22 protein-coding genes and 1 tRNA gene are annotated in these 21512 nt (G+C 71.1%); 7 read left to right on the top strand and 16 right to left on the bottom strand.

What is annotated here, in order from left to right; translation table 11 throughout:
* Positions 1–21 precede the first annotated feature (21 nt).
* Positions 22–522: a hypothetical protein gene (locus K7G59_RS13875; protein ID WP_225833982.1), complete on the top strand. Its 501-nt coding sequence runs from the start codon at positions 22–24 to the stop codon at positions 520–522.
* A gap of 1 nt (position 523) precedes the next feature.
* Here K7G59_RS13875 and K7G59_RS13870 read toward each other — a convergent pair whose 3' ends face one another.
* Positions 524–1171: a pentapeptide repeat-containing protein gene (locus K7G59_RS13870; RefSeq protein ID WP_225833981.1), complete on the bottom strand. Its 648-nt coding sequence runs from the start codon at positions 1169–1171 to the stop codon at positions 524–526.
* A gap of 149 nt (positions 1172–1320) precedes the next feature.
* Here K7G59_RS13870 and K7G59_RS13865 point away from each other — a divergent pair, with 149 nt between their 5' ends.
* Both K7G59_RS13865 and K7G59_RS13860 read left to right on the top strand, forming a co-directional pair.
* Complete coding sequence (locus K7G59_RS13865; RefSeq protein ID WP_225833979.1) at positions 1321–2292, top strand: zinc-binding dehydrogenase; 972 nt, start codon at positions 1321–1323, stop codon at positions 2290–2292.
* Positions 2293–2411: 119 nt separating this feature from the next.
* Positions 2412–3959 carry an MFS transporter gene (locus K7G59_RS13860; RefSeq protein WP_225833977.1) on the top strand — a complete coding sequence of 516 codons (1548 nt, stop codon included), beginning with the start codon at positions 2412–2414 and terminating at the stop codon, positions 3957–3959.
* Positions 3960–4067: 108 nt separating this feature from the next.
* Here K7G59_RS13860 and K7G59_RS13855 read toward each other — a convergent pair whose 3' ends face one another.
* From K7G59_RS13855 to K7G59_RS13830, 6 genes are all read right to left on the bottom strand, one after another.
* Positions 4068–5474, bottom strand: a complete 1407-nt coding sequence (locus K7G59_RS13855) for an FAD-binding oxidoreductase (protein ID WP_225833976.1) — start codon at positions 5472–5474, stop codon at positions 4068–4070.
* A 10-nt stretch (positions 5475–5484) separates the two neighbouring features.
* Positions 5485–6138 carry a rhomboid-like protein gene (locus tag K7G59_RS13850; protein ID WP_225833974.1) on the bottom strand — a complete coding sequence of 218 codons (654 nt, stop codon included), beginning with the start codon at positions 6136–6138 and terminating at the stop codon, positions 5485–5487.
* A gap of 8 nt (positions 6139–6146) precedes the next feature.
* Positions 6147–6656 (bottom strand): hypothetical protein, encoded by a 510-nt coding sequence (locus tag K7G59_RS13845; RefSeq protein WP_225833973.1) that lies wholly within the window; start codon positions 6654–6656, stop codon positions 6147–6149.
* 8 nt (positions 6657–6664) lie between these two features.
* Positions 6665–6877, bottom strand: a complete 213-nt coding sequence (locus K7G59_RS13840) for a hypothetical protein (RefSeq protein WP_225833971.1) — start codon at positions 6875–6877, stop codon at positions 6665–6667.
* 104 nt (positions 6878–6981) lie between these two features.
* On the bottom strand, positions 6982–7455 hold the full coding sequence (locus K7G59_RS13835; protein ID WP_225833969.1) for an Hsp20/alpha crystallin family protein: 474 nt from the start codon (positions 7453–7455) through the stop codon (positions 6982–6984).
* Positions 7456–7628: 173 nt separating this feature from the next.
* Positions 7629–7702 (bottom strand) — tRNA-Thr (locus K7G59_RS13830).
* Between the two features lie 217 nt (positions 7703–7919).
* On the opposite strand from K7G59_RS13830, the gene K7G59_RS13825 reads away from it, so the two are divergent.
* The 3 genes from K7G59_RS13825 (at position 7920) to K7G59_RS13815 (ending at position 10544) form a co-directional block, all read left to right on the top strand.
* Positions 7920–9056, top strand: a complete 1137-nt coding sequence (locus K7G59_RS13825; protein WP_225833967.1) for an ABC transporter ATP-binding protein — start codon at positions 7920–7922, stop codon at positions 9054–9056.
* Positions 9057–9217: 161 nt separating this feature from the next.
* A complete protein-coding gene (locus tag K7G59_RS13820; RefSeq protein WP_225833965.1) occupies positions 9218–9679 on the top strand; it encodes a hypothetical protein in 462 nt (153 codons plus the stop codon).
* A gap of 133 nt (positions 9680–9812) precedes the next feature.
* Positions 9813–10544 (top strand): nucleotidyltransferase family protein, encoded by a 732-nt coding sequence (locus K7G59_RS13815; RefSeq protein WP_225833963.1) that lies wholly within the window; start codon positions 9813–9815, stop codon positions 10542–10544.
* 59 nt (positions 10545–10603) lie between these two features.
* On the opposite strand, the gene K7G59_RS13810 is transcribed toward K7G59_RS13815, so the two are convergent.
* From K7G59_RS13810 to K7G59_RS13780, 7 genes are all read right to left on the bottom strand, one after another.
* Positions 10604–12445 (bottom strand): DoxX family protein, encoded by a 1842-nt coding sequence (locus tag K7G59_RS13810; RefSeq protein ID WP_225833961.1) that lies wholly within the window; start codon positions 12443–12445, stop codon positions 10604–10606.
* A 128-nt stretch (positions 12446–12573) separates the two neighbouring features.
* Positions 12574–13515, bottom strand: coding sequence for a 23S rRNA (guanosine(2251)-2'-O)-methyltransferase RlmB (gene rlmB, locus K7G59_RS13805; RefSeq protein ID WP_225833959.1), 942 nt, complete (start codon positions 13513–13515; stop codon positions 12574–12576).
* A gap of 109 nt (positions 13516–13624) precedes the next feature.
* Positions 13625–15025, bottom strand: a complete 1401-nt coding sequence (cysS, locus tag K7G59_RS13800) for a cysteine--tRNA ligase (RefSeq protein WP_225833957.1) — start codon at positions 15023–15025, stop codon at positions 13625–13627.
* A 45-nt stretch (positions 15026–15070) separates the two neighbouring features.
* Positions 15071–15475: a PPOX class F420-dependent oxidoreductase gene (locus tag K7G59_RS13795; protein WP_225833956.1), complete on the bottom strand. Its 405-nt coding sequence runs from the start codon at positions 15473–15475 to the stop codon at positions 15071–15073.
* A 518-nt stretch (positions 15476–15993) separates the two neighbouring features.
* Complete coding sequence (gene ispF / locus K7G59_RS13790; RefSeq protein WP_225833954.1) at positions 15994–16491, bottom strand: 2-C-methyl-D-erythritol 2,4-cyclodiphosphate synthase; 498 nt, start codon at positions 16489–16491, stop codon at positions 15994–15996.
* A complete protein-coding gene (ispD, locus tag K7G59_RS13785; protein ID WP_225833952.1) occupies positions 16481–17245 on the bottom strand; it encodes a 2-C-methyl-D-erythritol 4-phosphate cytidylyltransferase in 765 nt (254 codons plus the stop codon). Before ispD ends, ispF begins: the two co-directional genes overlap by 11 nt.
* Positions 17246–17579: 334 nt before the next feature.
* On the bottom strand, positions 17580–18062 hold the full coding sequence (locus K7G59_RS13780; RefSeq protein ID WP_003953493.1) for a CarD family transcriptional regulator: 483 nt from the start codon (positions 18060–18062) through the stop codon (positions 17580–17582).
* A gap of 625 nt (positions 18063–18687) precedes the next feature.
* On the opposite strand from K7G59_RS13780, the gene K7G59_RS13775 reads away from it, so the two are divergent.
* Positions 18688–19356: a copper chaperone PCu(A)C gene (locus K7G59_RS13775; protein WP_225833950.1), complete on the top strand. Its 669-nt coding sequence runs from the start codon at positions 18688–18690 to the stop codon at positions 19354–19356.
* Positions 19357–19504: 148 nt separating this feature from the next.
* On the opposite strand, the gene K7G59_RS13770 is transcribed toward K7G59_RS13775, so the two are convergent.
* Positions 19505–20185: a response regulator transcription factor gene (locus K7G59_RS13770; protein ID WP_014673455.1), complete on the bottom strand. Its 681-nt coding sequence runs from the start codon at positions 20183–20185 to the stop codon at positions 19505–19507.
* Entirely contained in the window at positions 20182–21435 is a 1254-nt protein-coding gene (locus K7G59_RS13765) for a cell wall metabolism sensor histidine kinase WalK (protein WP_225833948.1), read from the bottom strand. Before K7G59_RS13765 ends, K7G59_RS13770 begins: the two co-directional genes overlap by 4 nt.
* Positions 21436–21512 lie beyond the last annotated feature (77 nt).

Here is a 21512-nt window from a genome sequence, read left to right as displayed (position 1 = left end):
AGGCATGACACCATCTCTTGCGTGCTCGACATCGGCTACGCCCTCTCCAACCGCTTCCCGGATCCGCCGCAGACCGACTACCGCCGCGCGGACGTCCATGCGCTGCGGCACGACCTGTTCTGCGGTGACGTGTACCTCGCGGACACGAAGACGGACCGGGAGCTGTCCACAGCCTGGGGATGGGTGCCGGTGCTGGACTTCGCGTGGGCGCTGTGCGACATCGCGGAACAGCTGGACAAGGACCCGCTGGGCTCCCGCGCGGCCCGGCCGCAGCGGGCGGAGCTGGACTTCACCGAGTCCACGGACCGCATGCTGTTCGAGCGGCGCTTCGGCTGGGTCGACATCACGTCCGACTGGTCGCCGGCCGAGGAGGCGCCGCTCAGCTTCTCCCACGCCGAACTCCGCCGTGAGGCCCGCGACTTCCTGCACGACCTGATCGCCGACCTGACCGACCTCCACGAGGACCTGGCGGAGAACCCGGCGATCTGGACACTCCAGGCGCGTTTCCCCCGGGTGCCGTAGCTCACCCCTCCACGCGGATCCCCAGCTCCCCGGCCAGCAGCGGCGCCAGGTCCAGCAGTTGCGCCGTACTGATCACCGCCCCGGACAGCCGGTCCAGCCCCCGCGCGATCCCCAGCGAAGCGGCCCCGCGCAGGTCCACCTCCGTCAGCGTCACCCCGCTGAAGTCGGCCTCCTTCAGCGTGCAGTCCACGAACTCGACCCGCTCCAGGCGGGCACCCGCGAAGTCCGGCTCGACCAGCACGCAGGACTCGAAGACGACGTCCTTGAGGCGGGCCCCGCGCAGGTTGAGGCAGTCGAGCTTGCCGCCGCGGACGACGACCCGCTCCAGGACGGCGCCGTGCATCTGGGTGCCGCCCAGGCGGGCGTCGGTCAGCTCGACGTCGCGGAATCCGGCCTCGGCGAGATCGGTGCCGACCCCGCGCAGGCCGGTGAGGACGGTGTCGAGGAAGCGGGCGTGGCGCAAGCCCGTCCCGTCCACCGCGCACCCGCTGAGCGCGCAGTCCAGAAACCGGGCGCCCGCCCCGTCCTGCCCGGCCAGGTCCGACTCCCGGAAGTCCAGCCCGTCGTAGTCCCCGTCCGGCGCCAGCTCCCCGCCGGTCCACGGCTCCAGCGCAGGCAGCCGCACCTCCGGCCGGCGCGCGCCCTTCATCCTTGCCCCACCCGTCGCTCTCCTCGTCATGCCCCTCATGCTCCACCCCGCCACTGACAGTGCGCCTCGGCCCGATTCCGACTTGACCTCAAGCTTGGTCGAGGTTGAACAGTGGGCGGAGTCCGCCCAGCCCCCTGAGAGGGAGCCTCATGCGCGCCATACGTCTGCACACCTTCGGCCCGGCCGAGAACCTCGTCCTCGAAGAGGTCCCGGATCCCGCGCCGGGCCCGGGACAGGCGCGTATCGCGGTCCACGCGGCCGGCGTGCACCTTCTCGACACGGCCCTGCGGGAGGGCCACCGCGGGCCGCTGCCGGAACTGCCCTCCCTGCCGACCGTGCCCGGCCGGGAGGTCGCGGGCGTCGTCGACGCGCTCGGTGACGGCGTCGACCCGCTGTGGCTGGGCAGGCGGGTGGTCGCTCATCTGGGCCCCGTGCCCGGGGGCTACGCCGAACTGGCCGTCACCGCCGCCGAACGCCTGCACGACATCCCGCAGAACGTGGACTTCGCCGCCGCCGTCGCGATGATCGGCACGGGCCGCACCGCGCTGGGGATCGCGCAGTTCACCGAGTTGGGACCGGACTCCGTGGTCGTCGTACCGGCGGCGGCGGGCGGCATCGGCACGCTGCTCGTGCAGTACGCGAGGAACGCCGGAGCCGTCGTGATCGGGCTCGCGGGCGGGGCACGCAAGACCGCCCACGTCCGGGCCCAGGGCGCCGATCTCGCCGTCGACTACACCGGCCCCGACTGGCCCGCGAAGGTCCGCGCCCACCTCGGCGGACGGCCCGCCACCGTCGTCTACGACGGCGTCGGCGGCAAGGTCGCGCGGGAGGCCGTCGGGCTGCTCGGACCGGACGGGCGGCACCTCGTCTTCGGCTGGTCGGCGGAGGGCGTCGGGCACGGGCGGGGACACCTCGTCGAGGGCCTCTCCGAGTCCGTCCTCGGCTCGGCCATGCTGCAGAAGGCAGGAGGCCTGCGCGCCCTCGAACTGCGGGCCCTCGACGAGGCCGCCCAGGGCCGGCTGCGCCCGGCCGTCACCCGTTTCCCGCTCGCCGAAGCCGCCGCCGCCCACCGGGCGCTCCAGAACCGCGGCACGATCGGAAAGGTGGTGCTGGAACCATGAAAAGAACGATCAAGCAGGGTTCCCGAACCAACCACGGCACAACGGAAAATGGCAATATCACGCACCAAAATCCCGATAAAATACCTGCGATGCACGGGGATCCATGGTCTTCTGACCCCGTGACTATCGGCCGAACAGGTGAACCCAGTGCAGCCGTTCCCGGCGCGACAACACCCGGCGCGACTGCACCCGACACAACCGACGGAGCCGACCCCCGCCGCTGGTGGGGTCTGGTCGTCATCGCCCTCGCCCAGCTCATGGTGGTGCTGGACGCGACGATCGTGAACATCGCGCTCCCCTCCGCACAGCGCGCTCTGCACATGTCCGACGGCAACCGGCAGTGGGTGATCACCGCCTACACCCTCGCCTTCGGCGGGCTCCTGCTGCTCGGCGGCCGGATCGCCGACCTCGTCGGCCGCAAACGCACCTTCGTCATCGGGCTGATCGGCTTCGCCGCCGCCTCCGCGATCGGCGGCGCGGCGACCACCTCCGGCATGCTCTTCGGTGCCCGCGCCCTGCAGGGTGCCTTCGCCGCCGTCCTCGCGCCCGCCGCACTCAGCCTGCTGACCACGACGTTCTCCGACCCGCGCGAGCGCGGCAAGGCGTTCGGCGTGTACGGCGCCATCGGTGGCAGCGGCACCGCCATCGGGTTCGTCGTCGGCGGCACGCTCACCCAGTACCTGAACTGGCGCTGGTGCCTGTACGTCAACGTGCCCGTCGCCGTCATCGCGGTCATCGGCGCCTTCGCCGTGCTCCGCGAGCGTCCCGTCCCGGCGGGGGCCCGGCTGGACGTGCCCGGCGTGCTGCTCGGCTGCGGCGGTCTCGTCGCCGTCGTCTACGGCTTCAGCCAGGCCGACTCGCGCGGCTGGAGCGACCCGGTGACCCTCGGCCTGTTCGGGGGCGGGGCACTGCTGCTGGCCCTCTTCATCGCGTGGCAGAAGCGGACGCCCCAGCCACTGCTGCCGCTGCACATCCTCGGCGACCGTGACCGCGCGGGCTCCCTCATGACGATGCTGTTCGCGACGATCGGCATCTTCGGCCTGTTCCTGTTCATGACCTACTACCTGCAGATCATCCTCGGCTACTCGCCGGTCAAGGCGGGCCTGGCCTACCTGCCGCTGACCGCCGCGATCCTCGTCGGCTCCACGCAGATCGGGGCGCGCCTGCTCCAACGCGTGCCGCCGCGCCTGGTGATGGTGCCCGGCACGATCCTCGCCTCGGGCGGCCTGCTGCTGCTGACCCGGATGACCGTGCACTCCTCCTACGGCACCGCCGTCCTGCCCTCGCTGCTGCTCATGGGCGTCGGCGCCGGCATGACCTTCATGACGATCTTCGCCACCGCGACCTTCGGCATCCCACCGCGCGACGCGGGCGCCGCCTCGGCCGCGGTCAACACCGCACAGCAGGTGGGTGGTTCGATCGGTACGGCGCTGCTCAACACCATCGCCACCACGAGCAGCACCAGCTACATCACCGCACACCTGCACAGCCCCGCCCAGAAGGCCGTCGTGATCCCGGCGGGCGTGGTCCACGGCTACACCGTGGCCATCGCGTGGGCGGCCGGTCTGACCCTGCTGGCCGGCCTGATCGCGGGCCTGCTGATCACGGCCAAGGCCGCCAAGAACCAGGCAGCGGCCGGCGCACCGGTCGCGGAACCGGTCGGCTGACCCGCCCGGCAAGCCGCCCGGCCGCGCCCCGCGGCTCGGCACACCCCCCAGAGGCGCCCGGTGCGGCGGGCGCCTCAGCGGGGGCTTTCCGGGACCTGTCCGGCGGCCCTAGTGCCGCCCGGCCACCCGGTCCGCCACCTTCGCCAGCCGCGACGACCCGATACCGGGCCGCAGGCGTTCACGCTGGTCGGCGGCGCGGTAGGTGGCGTACATGCCCTGTACGCCGAGCCAGCGGAAGGGCTCCGGCTCCCACTTGCGGACCCTGTGGTTCACCCAGGGCAGCTCGGTCAGCTCGGTGCGGCCGGCCTGCCCCGAGTCCTGCTGGACCAGGTCGCGCAGCGTGCGCGCGGCCAGGTTGGTGGTGGCGACGCCCGAGCCGACGTAGCCGCCCGCCCAGCCCAGGCCCGTGGACCGGTCCAGGGTGACCGTGGCGCACCAGTCGCGCGGCACCCCCAGCACACCCGACCAGGCGTGCTCCACCCGCACACCCGCCAGGGCGGGGAAGAAGCGGACCAGGATCTCGCGCAGGGCCTCGATGGTCACCTCCTGCGTACGGCCGTCGTTGTCCGTCCGCGAGCCGAAGCGGTACGGCACCCCGCGCCCGCCGAGCGCGATCCGGCCGTCTGCCGTGCGCTGCGCGTACATGTAGGCGTGCGCCATGTCCCCGAGCGTCTCCCGGCCTTCCCAGCCGATCGCCGCCCACTGCCCGTCCGACAGCGGCTCGGTGGCGATCATGGAGGAGTTCATCGGCAGCCAGGTCCGCCGCTGCCCCTTCAGGGACGCCGTGAAGCCCTCGGTGCAGCGCAGGACGTAGGGTGCGCGGACCGTGCCGTACGGGGTGACCGCGTGCTTGGGACGGATCTCCGTGACCGGTGTCGCCTCGTGGATGGTGACGCCGAGGGCCTCCACGACCGCCGCGAGCCCCTTCACCAGCTTCACCGGGTGCAGCCGGGCCCCGTGCGGGGTCCAGGCCGAGCCGACCGCGTCGGCGATCCGGATCCGCTCGGCGGTCTGCCGGGCGCCGTACAGCTCGCGGTCCTTCTCGCCGTACGACAGCTCGCGCTCGTGGAATGCCCTCAACCGCGCCAACTGGGCCGGAGTGGTGGCGACTTCGAGAACACCGCCCTTGTGCACATCGGCGTCGACGCCCTCTTCCCCGGCGACCCGGACGACCTCGTCCACGGTGTCGTTCATCGCCTTCTGCAGGCGTACAGCGGCCTCGTGGCCGTGCAGCTTCGCGTACCGGTCGCGGCCCGCGATGCCGTTGTACAACCAGCCGCCGTTGCGTCCGGAGGCGCCGTAACCGCAGAACTTCTGCTCCAGGACGGTGATCCGCAGGAAGGGGGAGGCCTTCTTCAGGTAGTACGCCGTCCACAGGCCCGTGTACCCGCCGCCGACGATCACCACGTCCGCCGTGGCGTCCCCGGGCAGCGGCTCCCGCATCGCCGGGAGGCCGTCGTCCGCGAACCAGAAGGAGATGCCGCCGTTGACGGCACTGCTTGCCGAGCTGCTCATGCGCGGGACGTTAATCCCTGGGAGCGGCCAGTGTCTCCTTCGGATTCCATGCTTTTCCGCAGCCCCTGACCAGCGGACAGCACGCCAGTCCGATCAGCAGGGAGACGAAATGCCCGAAATCGGTGAAGGTCGGCCCCCCGGTCAGCGGCAGCCCGAAGACCACCAGCACCACCAGGACATACGCGTACCGCCACGGCGGCGCGAGCCGGTAGGCGAGCACCCCGATCACCCCGTTCAGCGCGTAACTCACCCCGATGTCCATGGTGTTGACCGCGGAGTACGGGGCGATCCCGTCCCGGATCGCCTTCAGCAGGATGCCCTCGCTGATCAGCGAGGCCAGCACGTGCGCCAGTGTGCACACCGCCAGCCAGCGGGCCGTACCCAGCCAGCGTTCGGCCTGCGCGTGGAAGACCGTGTACAGGAAGGCGTACGGGAACCAGTGCCCACTGTCGATCCACATCGCGCTCGCCACCAGCACCTGCACCGGGTTGTGCGACAGCTCATGGATGTTCGTGGAACGCTGCCGCAGGAAGTCCTGCTCGAACTCCGGCGACATGTGGTGCAGGGCGACGGTCGTGACGAACAGGATCCCCAGCCACACGTACGTGCCGGGAGCACTGCGCACGAACGCCCACACGGCGTTCAGGCCCCGGTTGATTCGCATGAGCCGATTCACGCACGCCGGTGCCGTCGGACGCGCGATCGACATTCCGGGAGGGCCGGCCGACGGGAGTCGTCGCCGGGCAGTTCTCCCGGCGCCCGTGCGGACACCTCTTCCCGAACCGGGAGCGGCTGCCGGCACGGCGTGGACGTGTCGAGCCGCGGTGCCGCCCGGACCAGCGAGCGTGCCCTCGCCTCCGCCTCCGTACGGCTCGGCGCGCAGACGGCGAGCAGACGGAACGGCGCGGAGGGCCGCAGTTCGACGCAGACGGCGGGCCGGCCCGGCCGCAGGACGACGAAATCCGGACCTCCGAGGTGGACGCGCGTGCCGATGCACCGGCTCCCGGGGATCCACACCCCCCGCGCCGGGTCTCCGCGCAGGGCGCGCCACCAGTCCGGCTCCACGGTCACCCGCGACACCGCCGCCAGGGGCACCCGTACCTCGCGGCGCCGCGCGGCCAGTCTCTCCCGCCAGGTCAGGACTACGACGAGGTCGTCACCGTCGACGGCCGTCCGCGCCATGGCTCCGGTCACCTCACGCAGCCGACGTCCAGCACCTCGACCACGTCGCCGTGCACGGTGTACACCAGCCAGCACCACTGGCCGAAGACCGCGGACAGGTCCGCTTCCTGGGTCGTGGTGTCGTGGGAGACCGCGTCGATGAGCGCGATGATCTCCTCGTGCGTCTCGTCCGGCACGCCGAACAGCACGTCGGCGGCCTGCTGGAGCAGTTCGACTCTCATGACGCCCCCGCACAGCTGTCGCCGAGCCCGCGTACGGCCTCTCGGGTCCCCCGCGGGACGGCCGGTCCGCGCGGGCCGGCCGTCCCGCGCGTCTCCTCCTTGCGTCAGGACTCGGTGATCTCGATGTGGCGCGGCTTGGTGGCCTGCGCCTTCGGCACCGTGACGGTCAGCAGTCCGTCGCAGAGCGTCGCGCTGACGTCCTCCGACTTCACGTCGGCGGGCAGGAGCGCCTGGTACTCGAAACGGCCGCTGCGGCGGGTGCTGTGACGCAGGACGCCCTCACGCTCCCGCTCCTTGAACTCACCAGTGATGCGCAGCTCGCGCTCGCTCATCTCGAGGTCGATGTCGTCGCGCTTGATACCCGGCAGTTCCGCCTCGATCACATACGAGTCGTCGGTCTCCCGCATGTCGGCGGCGGGCGCCCAGGCCATCGCGGCCGGAACAGAGGCGGCACCTTCCATCAGCCGATTCATACGCTCGAACAAGTCTTCGAACTGAGCGGCGACGGGTTCACCCCATCCGAACGGCATCGCCCTCTCCAGCAGGCTGCCGGGGCGGCGCCTGACAGGCAACGTCATCGGGGTTCACCTCCCCGAACATGGGTCGTACGTCGTACAGGGACACTTCCCTACTTCGTGTACCCACCACGCCGCAGCCCACCGGGCCCCAGAGGCGATCGGACGGTTCTCGCGTTTCGCACAACGCCCCCACGGTCCAAGATCGTGGGGGCGATTTCCCTTGCTGGAGGCGGAGCCCCCTGTCGGATTCGAACCGACGACCTTCGCTTTACAAGAGCGGTGCTCTGACCAGCTGAGCTAAGGAGGCGTGCACACACCCCGGGGTGTGTGTCTGTGCAGTGTACCCACGTCCCGCCCCGGCCCGGCCGGGAATTCCCGCGAAGTTCACAGTCGCCCGGGTGCTGACAGATGTGGTGAACGGCAGGTACCGTCCTGATCCGGTTCACTCGCGTGGACTACACCGACCACCTTCCTACAACGGATCGTCCGGCACGTTCCTGCCGGTAGAAGGGGGCCCATTCACCATGGCCACTGTCACGTTCGACAAGGCGACCCGGATCTACCCGGGTGCCACCAAGCCCGCCGTCGACGCGCTCGACATCGCGATCGAGGACGGCGAGTTCCTCGTCCTGGTCGGCCCGTCGGGCTGCGGAAAGTCCACCTCCCTGCGGATGCTCGCGGGTCTGGAGGACGTCAACGGCGGCGCCATCCGCATCGGCGACCGCGACGTCACACACCTGCCGCCCAAGGACCGGGACATCGCCATGGTGTTCCAGAACTACGCCCTCTACCCGCACATGACGGTCGCCGACAACATGGGCTTCGCGCTCAAGATCGCCGGCGTCAACAAGGCGGAGATCCGGCAGAAGGTCGAGGAGGCCGCGAAGATCCTCGACCTCACCGAGTACCTGGACCGCAAGCCGAAGGCGCTCTCCGGCGGTCAGCGCCAGCGTGTCGCCATGGGCCGCGCGATCGTGCGTGAGCCGCAGGTGTTCCTCATGGACGAGCCGCTGTCCAACCTGGACGCCAAGCTCCGCGTCTCCACCCGTACGCAGATCGCCTCGCTCCAGCGCCGCCTCGGCATCACCACCGTCTACGTCACCCACGACCAGGTCGAGGCCATGACGATGGGCGACCGCGTGGCCGTACTGAAGGACGGCCTGCTGCAGCAGGTCGACTCGCCGCGGAACATGTACGACAGGCCCGCGAACCTCTTCGTCGCCGGCTTCATCGGTTCCCCGGCCATGAACCTGGTCGAGGTCCCGATCGCCGACGGCGGCGTGAAGTTCGGCAACAGCGTCGTGCCGGTCAGCCGCGAGGCCCTGACGGCCGCCGCCGACAAGGGCGACCGCACGGTGACCGTCGGCGTCCGCCCCGAGCACTTCGACGTGGTCGAGCTGAACGGCTCCACCGCGGCCTCCCTCACCAAGGACGCCTCGGACGCCCCGGCGGGCCTCGCGGTCTCGGTGAACGTCGTCGAGGAGCTGGGTGCCGACGGTTACGTCTACGGCACCGCCGAGGTCGGCGGCGAGATGAAGGACCTGGTGGTTCGCGTGAACGGGCGCCAGGTGCCGGAGAAGGGCTCCACCCTGCACGTCGTACCGCGGCCGGGTGAGATCCACGTGTTCTCGACCTCCACGGGCGAGCGCCTCTCGGACTGACGCATACGACGCAGAGGGCCCCGCAGACACCTGCGGGGCCCTCTGCGCTGCCGCCGGTCAGGCGGAGAGCGTCAACCTATACCCAGAACGAGGCGTGATCTCATCGCCCATTAGAGTGACTGAATGTCTTCGCGTCATTACGGGGCGCTACCCTCACACGCGTGAAGCACTCCACCACCCCTCAGACGCGACGCGGCCACCGGGGCGGCCCTGCCCGCCGGATCGGCCGCACTCTCGCCCTCGTCCTGCCCGTCGTCCTGGTGCTCTCCGGAACCCTCGCGGTCACCCGGGTCGACTGGACGGGAAGCCCCTCCAGTTCGGTGCTCACCGCCACGGACGTCTCCGCGGCGGAGGTGCCCTCCAGGACGGCCGCCCGCGCCCCGCAGGACGTGCTCCGCGACGAGCTGATGGCCGAACTGCAGGACAAGAACCCGGGCGTGGTCCTCACCCACCTCCAGCAGGCGGTCAACGGCCACCCCGCGCTGGCCCGGCACTGTTCCTCCATCGCCCGCGCCCTGGGCCGTACCGCGGTACGCATCTACGGCGCCTCCCGCGCGCAGTCGTACGCCCGCCCGGTGTGCGACACGGCCTTCGCCTCGGGCGTGCTGGCCGCGCGCAGCTGAGCCGCGGTACGCCGCTGTCCCGCCCGGTACCGGGCCGGTACCGGGCAAGCGGCGGTCGGGAAGTGGGTGACCGCACTTCAAGGACCGCCTAGCGGCGCCGGCCCCGGCCGGGGCGCCACGTACAGTGCGGGACATGACCCATCCGAACGCCGCCTCCCGCCCCACTCAAGCCGTCATCCTGGCCGGTGGCCAGGGCTCACGGCTGCGTCCCTACACCGACGACCGGCCCAAGCCGATGGTCGAGATTCCCGGCACGGGCACGCCGATCATCGGTCACCAGTTGGTCTGGCTCGCCGAGGAAGGCGTGACGGACGTGGTGGTCTCCTGCGGCCACCTCGCCGAGGTCCTGCAGAAGTGGCTGGACTCGGCCGACCTGCCCGTGTCCGTCACCACCGTCGTGGAGACCGAGCCTCTCGGCCGCGGCGGCGGCCTCAAGTACGCCGCCGCGCGTCTCCCCCACCCGGACCAGCCCTGGTACGCCACCAACGGCGACATCTGGACCCGTTTCTCCCTGCGGGACATGGCCGACTTCCACACCGAGCGGGACGCCGTGGCGACCCTGGCGTTGGCGCGTCCGCGGATTCCGTGGGGTGCGGTGAAGACCGACGGGTTCGGCCACATCACCGACTTCATCGAGGCTCCGCCGTCGACCTTTGAGATCAACGCCGGCGTGTACGTGTTCTCGCCCGAGTTCGCCGGGATGCTGCCCGAGCGGGGGGACCACGAGCGGACCACGTTCCCCCGACTGGCCCGGGAGCGGAAGCTTGCGGGGTTCCCCCTTCCGCAGGGCGCCTACTGGCGGGCCATCGATACGGCGAAGGACCTGACGGAGGCGGCCAAGGAGCTCTCGACTCTGGGGCGGTAGCCGTCGAAGAGCCGCCCCGTGCCTTTCCGGTACGGGGCGGCTCTTTCGGTTTCCGGACGTCAGCCGAGGAGGCCGCCGACCAGACCCGGCTGCCCCGTCGAGGAGCTGCCGCCGGTGCTTCTCGTGCTGCCGCCCGTGGGGCTGCCGGTGGTGCCGCCCGTCGGGCCCGCCGTCGTGCTGGGGGCGCCGCCCGCCGGGGAGGAGTGGCGGGGCGGGGCCTGGCCCGTGGTGCCCTGGGTCTGGCTGGGAATGGTGGTCGTGGCGCCGGAGGTCCGGGTCGCGTCCGGGGTCGTCGACGCACCGGAGGGACTCGCGCCGGCCGTCGTCGCGCCGTCCGTGGGTGAGGCGGGGGCCGGTGGCGTGCTGCGGTGCCGCTTGCCGGGCTCCTGCGGGAGCGCGGAGCCCGGCAGGTTGTTGCGCGGGGCCTCACCGGGGCCGGGCACGACCACACGGCTGGAGTCGCGGACGGCACCGCCGAGCAGGGAGCCGACGAGGAGGGTGAGGCCCACCGTGACGGCCGTGATCAGGGCGCCACGGCGCAGGACGTAGCGGCGCAGCCCCCAGATGTCGGCGCGGGGGCCGAGCCGCCGCCAGGCGGTGCCCGCGAGGCGGCCGTCCACCGAGTAGACGGGGGCGCCCGCGATGATCAGCGGGGACCAGGCGGCGAGGTAGATGATGTCGGGGGTGTCGTACGCGGGGACCGCCTTCCAGCTGACGGTGACGATGAGGGCGGCGGAGAGCAGGGCCCCGACGACGGCCACCACGCGCTGCCAGCAGCCGAGGATCGTGAGGACGCCCACGACCACCTGGAGGAAGGCGATCACCAGGCCGGAACCGACCGGGTGGTGCAGGGCGAACCGGTGCAACGGCTCGGCGACGTCCCACGGGTGCAGCGTGTTGAGCCACTTGACCATGGAGCCGCGTTTGCCGCCGTCGAAGTAGACGGGGTCGCACAGCTTGCCCATGCCGGCGTAGATGGAGATGAAGCCGAGGAAGATGCGCAGCGGGAGGAGGACGACGCCCAGGTTCATACGGCGGCCGGGGTAGTAGGCGTGCCGGGCCGGGTCGTCGCCCTGACGCTTGGCGGCGCCGGTGTCGTCGGGGTCCACCGGGTGGTCGTCGTAAGGGCCGGACTCGTCGTCGGAGTAGGGGGACTCGCCGTACGGGGAGGTGCTGTAGAGGGACTCGCCGTAGGGGAAGGCGCTGTAGGGGGACTTGCCGTACAGGGACTCGCCGCCGTATCGGGACTCCCCGTACAGGGACTCGCCGCCGTATCGGGAGTCCCCGTATGGGGACTCCTCGTATGGGGACTCGCCGTAGGACGACTCGCCGTAGGACGACTCTCCGTACGGGGGGTCGTCATAGGCGCTGCCGGCCGTGCGCATGTGCGGCAGGAGGCGGGTGCCGTCGTCGGAGGCGGTGCGCTGGTGACCGACCACCGAGGTCTGGACGGTCTGGTCGAGGTCGTCGTAGGCGTCGGCGTAGCCGGTGCCGACGCGCGGGATGACCTGGGTGGCACCGGCCTCGGCGGCGGGGTCGTCGGGGTGGCGGACGCTGCTGCCCCGCACGGCCTGGAGCAGCCGGTGGGCGCCGGTGTCGTCGGGGGCGGACCGGCCGCTCCAGACGACGGGGCGACGGCGGCCCGCCCGGCCCGCGCCGCCCACCGCGGGAATGTGCGCGGTGTCCTGGCCGGCGCTCGCATGCCGGGCGATCCGCGGGTATTGGCCGCGCTTGGCCGAGGCGCCCAGCTGCACGCGGAAGCTGGCGTGATTGACGATGACCTGCGCCGGATCGCTCGGCACCTTCACCATGCTCAGCGCGGGAGCGTCGTCGAACCCGGACTGGAATCCCGACGAGCGGTCCCCCGTGGGTGTGCGGGGTGTTCTGGTGTCCACACTCATCTAACCGAGTGACGAGGAGTTAGGACACTGCTTTGACCGGCCGGATGTGTCCGGACTCCGTCAAGCTCGTCCCGAACACCGGGTGGACGCCAGAATCACCCCTTACGGGTGGGGTCTCGGACGCCTGTTCAGGCGCGTCGGCGTGCCGCCTCGTACAGCACGATCCCCGCCGCCACACCCGCGTTCAGCGACTCCGCGCCACCGGGCATCGCAATGCGCACCCGGGCGTCGCACGTCTCGCTGACCAGGCGGGACAGGCCCTTGCCCTCGCTGCCGACCACGATGACGACCGGCCCCTCGAGGGCCTCCAGGTCGCCGAGTTCCACATCTCCGTCGGCGGCCAGGCCGACGACCGTCATCCCGGCCTTCTTGTACGCCTCCAGCGCCCGGGTCAGGTTGGTGGCGCGGGCGACCGGGGTACGGGCGGCCGTACCGGCGGACGTCTTCCAGGCACCGGCGGTCATGCCGGCCGAACGGCGCTCGGGGACGACGACGCCGTGGCCGCCGAAGGCGGAGACCGAGCGGACGACCGCGCCGAGGTTGCGCGGGTCGGTGACGCCGTCGAGCGCGACGATCAGCGGCTCGGCGCCCTCGTCGTAGGCGGCGTCGGCGAGGTCCTCGGGGTGCGCGTACTCGTACGGCGGGACCTGGAGGACGAGGCCCTGGTGGTTGAGGCCGTTCGTCATGCGGTCCAGCTCGGGACGCGGGGCCTCCATCAGGTTGATGCCACCGCGTTCGGTGGCGAGCTGGAGGGCCTCGCGGACGCGCTCGTCGTTGTCGATGAACTGCTGCACGTAGAGGGTCGAGGCCGGCACGCCCTCGCGCAGCGCCTCGATGACCGGGTTGCGGCCGACGACCAGCTCGGACGCCGACCTGCCGGCGCCCCGGCGCTGCTGCGGGCGGCCCTGCGTGCGGCGGGCCTTGGCCGCGGCGGCGCGCTGCTTGGCGTGGCCCTTGCGCATCTCGGCGGGCGGGGTCGGCCCCTTGCCCTCCAGGCCCCGGCGCCGCTTGCCGCCGCTGCCGACCTGCGCGCCCTTCTTGCCGGACATGCGGCGGTTGTTCGCGGCCATGAGTTATCCGTCTCCGTGAGAGATCGTGCGAGATTTCGCACGTACGTCTGTGCGTCGTATGCAGTGTGCCGCCCGGAAGGCCGGGCGGCACAGTCGATCATGCGGGGTGCTAGCGCGCGCCGAGGGTCCAGCGCGGGCCCTGCGGGCCGTCCTCGATGACCAGGCCGGACTGGTTGAGCTGGTCGCGGATGGCGTCCGCGGTGGCCCAGTCCTTGCGGCCTCGGGCGGACTCGCGCTGGTCCAGGACGAGCCGTACCAGGCTGTCGACCACCCCGTGCAGATCCTCGCCCTGGTCGGCCGCCCCCGCCCAGTGGGCGTCGAACGGGTCGAGACCGAGGATGCCGAGCATGGCGCGCACCTCGGCGAACCGGGCGACCGCGGCGTCCTTGTCGTCGGCGGCCAGTGCGCTGTTGCCCTGGCGGACGGTGGTGTGCACGACGGCGAGGGCCTGCGGGACGCCGAAGTCGTCGTCCATCGCCTCGGCGAAGGCGGCCGGGACCTCGGCGGCCGGATCCACGGCCTTCCCGGCCAGCTCGGTGACGCGCTGCATGAAGCCCTCGATCCGCGCGAACGCGGCCTCGGCCTCACGCAGGGACTCCTCGCTGTACTCGATCATCGAGCGGTAGTGCGGGGTGCCGAGGTAGTAGCGCAGGACGATGGGCCGCCACTGCTTGGTCATCTCCGAGACCAGGACGCTGTTGCCGAGCGACTTGGACATCTTGTCGCCGGCGATGGTGACCCAGGCGTTGTGCAGCCAGTACCGGGCGAACTCGTCGCCGTAGGCCTTGGCCTGGGCGATCTCGTTCTCGTGGTGGGGGAAGATCAGGTCGATGCCGCCGCCGTGGATGTCGAAGGCGGAGCCCAGGTACTTGTGCGCCATCGCCGAGCACTCCAGGTGCCAGCCGGGGCGCCCCGGTCCCCACGGGGTCGGCCAGGTCGGCTCGCCCGGCTTGGCGGCCTTCCACATGGCGAAGTCGCGCGGGTCCCGCTTGCCGGTCTCACCCTCGCCGGACGGCTGGAGCAGGTTGTCCAGCTCCTGCCGGGACAGCTCCAGGTACTGCGGGAAGGACCGCACGTCGAAGTAGACGTTGCCGTCGGCCGCGTAGGCGTGCCCGCGCTCGATCAGACCCTGCATCATCTCGACCATCTCGGTGACATGGCCGGTGGCGCGGGGCTCGTACGTCGGCGGCAGGCAGCCGAGGGCGTGGTAGCCGTCGTTGAAGGCGCGCTCGTTCTCGTACCCGATCGCCCACCAGGGGCGGCCCTGCTCGGCCGCCTTGGCGATGATCTTGTCGTCGATGTCGGTGACGTTGCGGACGAACGTGACCTCGTAACCGCGGTACTGGAACCAGCGGCGCATGATGTCGAAGTTCAGGTACGAACGGACGTGCCCGATGTGCGGGGGCGCCTGCACCGTGGCACCACACAGGTAGATCGAGACACAGCCCGGCTTGAGCGGGGCGAAGTCACGGATCTGCCGGGCGCTGGTGTCGTACAGGCGAATAGTCACCACTCCAGGGTAGTGGGCGCCGGGCGGTGCCTCGTGCCGCTTGGCTCAGAACATGCCCACGACCTTCTGGGGGGTGATCCTGACGACGACCCGGGCGGCGTCGTTGACGGAGTCCGGATTGAACTCCGCGTAGTTCTTGCCGGTGTACTTCATCGACAACTCGTCGATCAGTTCCCTGGCGCCCTCCGTGCTGAACTCCGCGGTGCCCCGGATCTCGCCGTAGACGTAGGGCATCTCAGGGTCCTGGACGACGACGCTCACCCGGGGGTCACGGTCGATGTTCTTCTTCTTGCGCCGGTCGACGGTCGTGGAGAACAGGATCTGGTCCCCGTCCCTCTTCACCCACACCGGAGACAGCTGCGGGCTGCCGTCGGGCTGGACCGTGCCGACCACGATGAAGACGGGACCGTCGAGCAACGACTTGAGCCGGTCGGACAGGGCGGCAGCCATGGGTACCTCCGGAAGACCTCGTCGATGGTGACTCTCCGGGTACCCTCGCACGCCCACGGTCAACCCGCACGGCGATCACCCGGGGCTCCCGGACGAACCGGGGCCAGCAGGGGCTGCGGGGAGCCGGGGCGGGGGCTGCGCGCCAGGGTGCCGGGCTTGCCGGACCGCCGGTGCACGGCGCCTGCCGACTGCGGCGGAGCGGGTCCTTCGGGGTGCGGGCGCGGCCCGGCCGCTGGAAGTGAGGTGGGTGCCGTGCCGCCTGCCGGCCGGCGCATATGACGGTGCTCGGTCGGCAGGCGCCGCCACGCCGCCGGGGTGAGGCGTGCCGGTGGTGGGTGCGTGCCGGCCGCCGTCCCTGCAGGCCCCGTCGCCCGACAGCGTCGGCGACGCGCCGACCCGGGCGAGCAGCCGGGGCCGACACCACCGGCACGCCCCAGACCCGGTGACCCGCCCGCGTCCGGAACCGCCTGCAGCAAAACCGCCTCTACCGGAACCGCCTGCGTGCCTCGTCCGGCGCGTCAGTCCGCGCGCACCACGAGCGCCGTCGCCACCGCCATCAGGCCCTCCTCGCGGCCGGGGAAGCCCAGGCCGTCCGTCGTTGCGCCGGAGACGGAGACGGGGGCGCCGGCTGCCTCGGAGAGGATCTTCTGGGCCTCGTCGCGCCGCTTGCCGATCTTCGGGCGGGGGCCGATGACCTGGACGGCGATGTTGCCGATGGTGAAGCCCGCGTCGCGGACGATCCGGGCGGCCTCGGTGAGCAGCGTGACGCCGGAGGCGCCCGACCACTCGGGGCGCCCGGTGCCGAAGTGCTGCCCGAGGTCGCCGAGCCCGGCCGCGGAGAACAGCGCGTTGCAGGCCGCGTGGGCGACGACGTCCGCGTCGGAGTGCCCGGCCAGGCCCGGCCCCTCGCCTTCCCACTTCAGGCCGGCGCACCACAGCTCGCGGCCCTCCTCGAAGGCGTGGATATCGGTGCCGATGCCGACCTGGGGCAGTACCGGGCGCTGCTCAGAAGCCATCGTTCAGCCTCCTGCGCGCGAGGACCGCCTCGGCCAGGACCAGGTCGAGGGGCCGGGTGACCTTGAAGGCCTCCTCGTGTCCGGGTACGGCCACGACGGTCAGGCCGAGCTGCTCGACCATGCCGGCGTCGTCGGTGACGGCCTCGGTGACGGTGGCGTGGGCGCGGACCAGGGTCTCCCGGTCGAAGCCCTGCGGCGTCTGCACCGCGCGCAGCCGGGCCCGCTCGGGCGTGGCGACGACCGGCTCGGGCGCTCCGGGCTCGGTCGCCGGCTCGACCTCCTTGACGGTGTCGGCGAGCGGCAGCGCGGGCACGACGGCGGGGGCGCCGTCGCGTACGGCCTCGATGACGGCGTCGACGGTGTCCACGGGGACGAGCGGGCGGGCCGCGTCGTGGACGAGGACGATGCCGTACTCGGGCGGAAGGGCGTCCAGGCCGAGCCTGACCGACTCCTGGCGGCTGTCCCCGCCGGGCACGACCAGGAAGTCGGTGCGCTCGGGCAGGGCGTGCAGGTCGAGCAGGGACTTGACCTCGGCGGCGCCGTCGGGCGGGGCCACGACGATCACCAGGGAGACATGGCGGGACGCGGCCAGCGCACGGACCGCGTGGATGAGCATGGGCGTGCCGCTCAGCGGACGCAGCGCTTTGGGGGCGCCCGGACCGAGGCGCACTCCCCGGCCGGCGGCGGGAATCACGGCGGCGACGCCCGCTGCCGTACGAGCCGGCGCGAGCGTGGGGCGCGAAACGTCAGACATCGGTTCCTGTCAGGTTTGTGTGCTCGACCTAGGTGGGTATGGCCTGGAGGAGCGCGGGCGCGACGCCTTGACCGGACCCTTCCGTGACCCTGGTCGAGCCATCCGCCCGGGCCCGGCACGTCAAGTATCGGGGGGATTCGTTCCCTCGAGGTTGTACGGCAGGTGACCGCCCGCCTGGGTGGCCGGCCGGGAGTGGTCGTCCGTCTCGACGGCGAGGGATCTCCGGGGGGATATGGGGATGCGGGGATGAAGATGCCGCAGCGCCCGGCGACACGTCCGTGTCATCGGGCACCGCGGCATTTCACTTTGCTGGGCGCGCGTCAGCGACGACGCGTCAGGAGGCGAGCACCTCGTCGAGCAGGGCCTCGGCCTTGTCCTCGTTCGTGTTCTCCGCGAGAGCCAGCTCGCTCACCAGGATCTGGCGGGCCTTGGCGAGCATGCGCTTCTCGCCCGCGGAGAGACCGCGCTCGCGCTCGCGACGCCAGAGGTCGCGCACGACTTCGGCGACCTTGATGACATCGCCGGAAGCGAGCTTCTCCAGGTTTGCCTTGTAACGACGAGACCAGTTCGTGGGCTCCTCGGCGTACGGCGCGCGCAGCACCTCGAAGACCCGGTCCAGCCCGTCCTGACCGACCACATCACGCACGCCGACGAACTCCGCATTGTCCGCTGGCACACGCACCGTCAGGTCACCCTGGGCGACCTTCAGCACCAAGTAGGTCTTGTCCACGCCTTTGATCTGGCGAGTTTCGATGGCCTCGATCAGCGCGGCCCCGTGATGGGGATAGACCACGGTGTCGCCAACCTTGAACGTCATGTGACAGGTACCCCTTCCGTGGCTATCCAGGGTAACACGGATACGGCGTCTTCTGAATGGCGTTTTCGCAGGTCAGGGCATATCTCCGGGCTTGACAACAGCGACACGGACGTGCTGCGGGGACCCTGCGGAGGCGGGAATTCGCAGGTCGGAGGGGCTCTTCGGGCGGGGTGAAACGCGTACGTTACACACTCGCGACGCCGTCTCCAAGTGGGCGAACATCCCGTTTTGTCCGCTTCCAAGCGTGCGACTTCCGCTACTCCGTTCGGTGACGTGGGTCGGGTACGAGACGAATCCGGAATTGATCACAGACGCCCCCAAGGACGGCCGGCGATCAATATCCGAGGTGATCGCGTATTCCTTCACCTGAAATTTGCGAGACGTGTTGCGGGGACGCCGACAGCAGTGTTGTCCGTGCGCTATGTGAAAGCCGCATGACTGCCGTGCCAAAGTGACTGACGGGTCAGTTGTGACGGCTGGGGTACCCCAGCCGGAGGCAAGCAGGGCGCTTGGGGGAGGGTCGGGTGCGGCCCCGCGGGAACGGCTCGGTAACCTAAGCCCGCTGACAGACACTTAGAGCGGCTTTATAAGGAGCCGCCCCTGCGTTCAAGGAGTTGCCGCCGCCGTGAGCAGCAGCCTTCGACGCGGCGCCCTCGCCGCCTCCGCCATCGTCTTCTCGATCGCCTCGCTCGCCGCCTGCGGCGCCGGCAACAACTCGCAGACCCTGCAGATCAAGCCGGACAACGCGGCGGTCAGCGTCGGGAAGATCAAGATCCAGAACGCCCTGGTCATCACCCAGCCGGACCTGAAGTCGACCGGCCCGGCCGTGGTCTCCGCGACGATCTTCAACACCGGCACCACCGACGAGACCCTCCAGTCGATCACCGTCGGTTCCACCAGCGCCGAGCTGAAGGACGCCAAGGGCCAGAGCCTGACCGTTCCGGCGCACGGCTCCCTGCTCATCGGCGGCCAGGGCAACGCCTCCGCGGTGCTGGCCAGCGGGCGCGAAGCGGTCCAGGACGGCAACGTCCAGAAGGTCACCTTCACCCTCAGCAAGTCCGGCGCGGTAAGCCTGAGCGCCTTCGTCGTGCCCGCCACCAGCTACTTCAGCAAGTGGGGCCCGAACAACATCCCGTCCGCCCCGGCCACCGCCTCGGCCTCCCCGGCCCCGGGCGCGACCGCGTCCAGCGCCGGCAAGCCGGGCAAGGCCAGCCCCTCGGCCACCGCGAGCGAGACGGCGACCACCGGCGCGGCCCCGAGCGACTCGGCGTCCCAGTCGGCGGCGGGTCACTGAGCGACCGCGGACTCCCACGCACGAAGGGCGGTACCCCGTTGGGGTACCGCCCTTCGTCGCAGGCGCACATCAGAGTCGTACGGCTCACGGCTCACGGCTCATAACGCGGCTCACCGCCACGGCGGGCCGGCGGCCGGCAGCTCACGGCCTACGGCTCGAACTTGTAACCCAGCCCGCGAACCGTCACCAGGTACCGCGGCGCGCCCGGGTCCGGCTCGATCTTGGCGCGGAGGCGCTTGACGTGGACGTCGAGGGTCTTGGTGTCGCCCACGTAGTCGGCACCCCAGACGCGGTCGATGAGCTGCATGCGGGTCAGGACACGGCCGGCGTTGCGCAGCAGCATCTCCAGAAGGTCGAACTCCTTCAGCGGGAGGTCGACCTTGGAGCCGCCGACGGTGACCACGTGGCGGTCGACGTCCATGCGGACCGGGCCCGCCTCCAGCGCGGCCGGGGTGACCTCCTCGGGCTCGCCGCGGCGGCGCAGCACCGCGCGGATGCGGGCGACCAGCTCCCGCGAGGAGAAGGGCTTGGTGACGTAGTCGTCGGCCCCTATCTCGAGGCCCACGACCTTGTCGATCTCGCTGTCCTTGGCGGTCACCATGATCACGGGGACGTTGGAGCGGCCCCGCAGCTGGCGGCACACCTCCGTACCGGGCAGACCCGGCAGCATCAGGTCGAGGAGGACGAGGTCGGCGCCGTTGCGCTCGAACTCGTCGAGCCCGTCGGGGCCGGTCGCCGCCACGGCGACCTCGAAGCCCTCCTTACGGAGCATGTACGACAGGGCGTCGGAGAAGGACTCCTCGTCCTCGACGACGAGCACTCGGGTCACGGAAGGACCTCCGGGGCAGGAAGCGGTTCGTACGGGGATGAGTCGGAGGAGCCGTCGGCCTCGTCACCGAGGTCGGGGTGCTGCTGAGCGCGGTCACGGGCCGCACCCGCCTCCGGCAGCCTGAGAGTGAAGGTGGAGCCCTGGCCCTCTGCGCTCCACACCGTGACCTCCCCGCCGTGCGAGGCGGCCACGTGCTTGACGATCGCGAGGCCCAGACCGGTGCCTCCGGTGGCCCGGGAACGGGCCGGGTCGACGCGGTAGAAGCGCTCGAAGATGCGCTCCTTGTCCTTGTCGGAGATGCCGATGCCCTGGTCGGTCACGGCGATCTCGATCAGGTCGCCGCCGGGAGCGGACACCCGACGGGCGGCGATGCCGACACGGGTGCGGGCGGGCGAGTAGTTGACCGCGTTCTCGACCAGGTTGCCGAGGGCGGCGGCGAGCTGCCCCCGGTTCCCCCAGACATGCAGGTCGGCGGTGCCGCCGGCGGCCATGGTGATCTGCTTCGCGCCGGCCTGGTGGCGGCAGCGGTCGACGGCCTCGGCGACCAGCTCGTCCACGCGGACCGGCTCGGCGTCCTCGAGGGGGTCGTCGTTCTGCACCCTCGACAGGTCGATGAGTTCCTGGACCAGGTTGGTCAACCGGGTCGCCTCGATCTGCATACGGCCCGCGAAGCGCTGTACGGCCTCGGGGTCGTCGGAGGCGTCCATGACAGCCTCGGAGAGCAGGGAGAGCGCGCCGACAGGGGTCTTCAGTTCGTGGCTCACGTTGGCCACGAAGTCACGCCGTACGGCCTCGATCCGGCGGGCTTCGGTGAGGTCCTCGACCAGCAGCAGGACCAGGCGGGAGCCGAGCGGAGCCACGCGGGCGGAGACGGCGAGGGCCTCGCCCCGTCCGGTTCCGCGCCGGGGCAGATCCAGCTCCACCTGGCGTATCTCCCCGTCCCGTCTGGTGTCCCGGGCCATCTGGAGCATCGGCTCCACGGCGAGCTTGCCGCCGCGGACCAGCCCGAGGGCGTAGGCGGCGGAACTGGCCTTGACGACGGCGTCGGCCTCGTCGAGGACGACGGCCGAGGAGCGGAGCACGGACAGTACGGTGTCCACGCCGGGCGGGAGTACGGGATCAGTGTGCAAGGAGGTCCTGGTCGGTCGCTTCTGGTCGCGTTCGCTCCAGCGGAACGCCAGCATGGCGATGACACCGGTGAGCACTCCGGCGATCGCTGCCGCTGCGGCGACCGCCGCGTTCACGTCCATGCCTCCAGGTTAGGCATGCCGTACGACATGACCACAGTCGTGGAGGTGGGCCCTCGAACACTCGTCGCCCAGAGTTC

This window comes from Streptomyces sp. NK08204, assembly GCF_020400585.1.
In the GTDB taxonomy this organism is placed as follows: Bacteria; Actinomycetota; Actinomycetes; order Streptomycetales; family Streptomycetaceae; genus Streptomyces.
The sequence above is the reverse complement of the archived record's forward strand: the minus strand, read 5'-3'. Positions and strand labels throughout refer to the sequence as shown.

Bases quoted from the DNA above. Each gene is read 5' to 3' on its own strand.
- K7G59_RS13870 (WP_225833981.1), bottom strand. From the start codon at position 1,171: ATGAAGGGCGCGCGCCGGCCGGAGGTGCGGCTGCCTGCGCTGGAGCCG.
- K7G59_RS13865 (WP_225833979.1), top strand. From the start codon at position 1,321: ATGCGCGCCATACGTCTGCACACCTTCGGCCCGGCCGAGAACCTCGTC.
- K7G59_RS13855 (WP_225833976.1), bottom strand. From the start codon at position 5,474: ATGAGCAGCTCGGCAAGCAGTGCCGTCAACGGCGGCATCTCCTTCTGG.
- K7G59_RS13850 (WP_225833974.1), bottom strand. From the start codon at position 6,138: ATGCGAATCAACCGGGGCCTGAACGCCGTGTGGGCGTTCGTGCGCAGT.
- K7G59_RS13845 (WP_225833973.1), bottom strand. From the start codon at position 6,656: ATGGCGCGGACGGCCGTCGACGGTGACGACCTCGTCGTAGTCCTGACC.
- K7G59_RS13840 (WP_225833971.1), bottom strand. From the start codon at position 6,877: ATGAGAGTCGAACTGCTCCAGCAGGCCGCCGACGTGCTGTTCGGCGTG.
- K7G59_RS13835 (WP_225833969.1), bottom strand. From the start codon at position 7,455: ATGACGTTGCCTGTCAGGCGCCGCCCCGGCAGCCTGCTGGAGAGGGCG.
- K7G59_RS13825 (WP_225833967.1), top strand. From the start codon at position 7,920: ATGGCCACTGTCACGTTCGACAAGGCGACCCGGATCTACCCGGGTGCC.
- K7G59_RS13815 (WP_225833963.1), top strand. From the start codon at position 9,813: ATGACCCATCCGAACGCCGCCTCCCGCCCCACTCAAGCCGTCATCCTG.
- K7G59_RS13810 (WP_225833961.1), bottom strand. From the start codon at position 12,445: ATGAGTGTGGACACCAGAACACCCCGCACACCCACGGGGGACCGCTCG.
- rlmB (WP_225833959.1), bottom strand. From the start codon at position 13,515: ATGGCCGCGAACAACCGCCGCATGTCCGGCAAGAAGGGCGCGCAGGTC.
- K7G59_RS13795 (WP_225833956.1), bottom strand. From the start codon at position 15,475: ATGGCTGCCGCCCTGTCCGACCGGCTCAAGTCGTTGCTCGACGGTCCC.
- ispF (WP_225833954.1), bottom strand. From the start codon at position 16,491: ATGGCTTCTGAGCAGCGCCCGGTACTGCCCCAGGTCGGCATCGGCACC.
- ispD (WP_225833952.1), bottom strand. From the start codon at position 17,245: ATGTCTGACGTTTCGCGCCCCACGCTCGCGCCGGCTCGTACGGCAGCG.
- K7G59_RS13780 (WP_003953493.1), bottom strand. From the start codon at position 18,062: ATGACGTTCAAGGTTGGCGACACCGTGGTCTATCCCCATCACGGGGCC.
- K7G59_RS13765 (WP_225833948.1), bottom strand. From the start codon at position 21,435: ATGGACGTGAACGCGGCGGTCGCCGCAGCGGCAGCGATCGCCGGAGTG.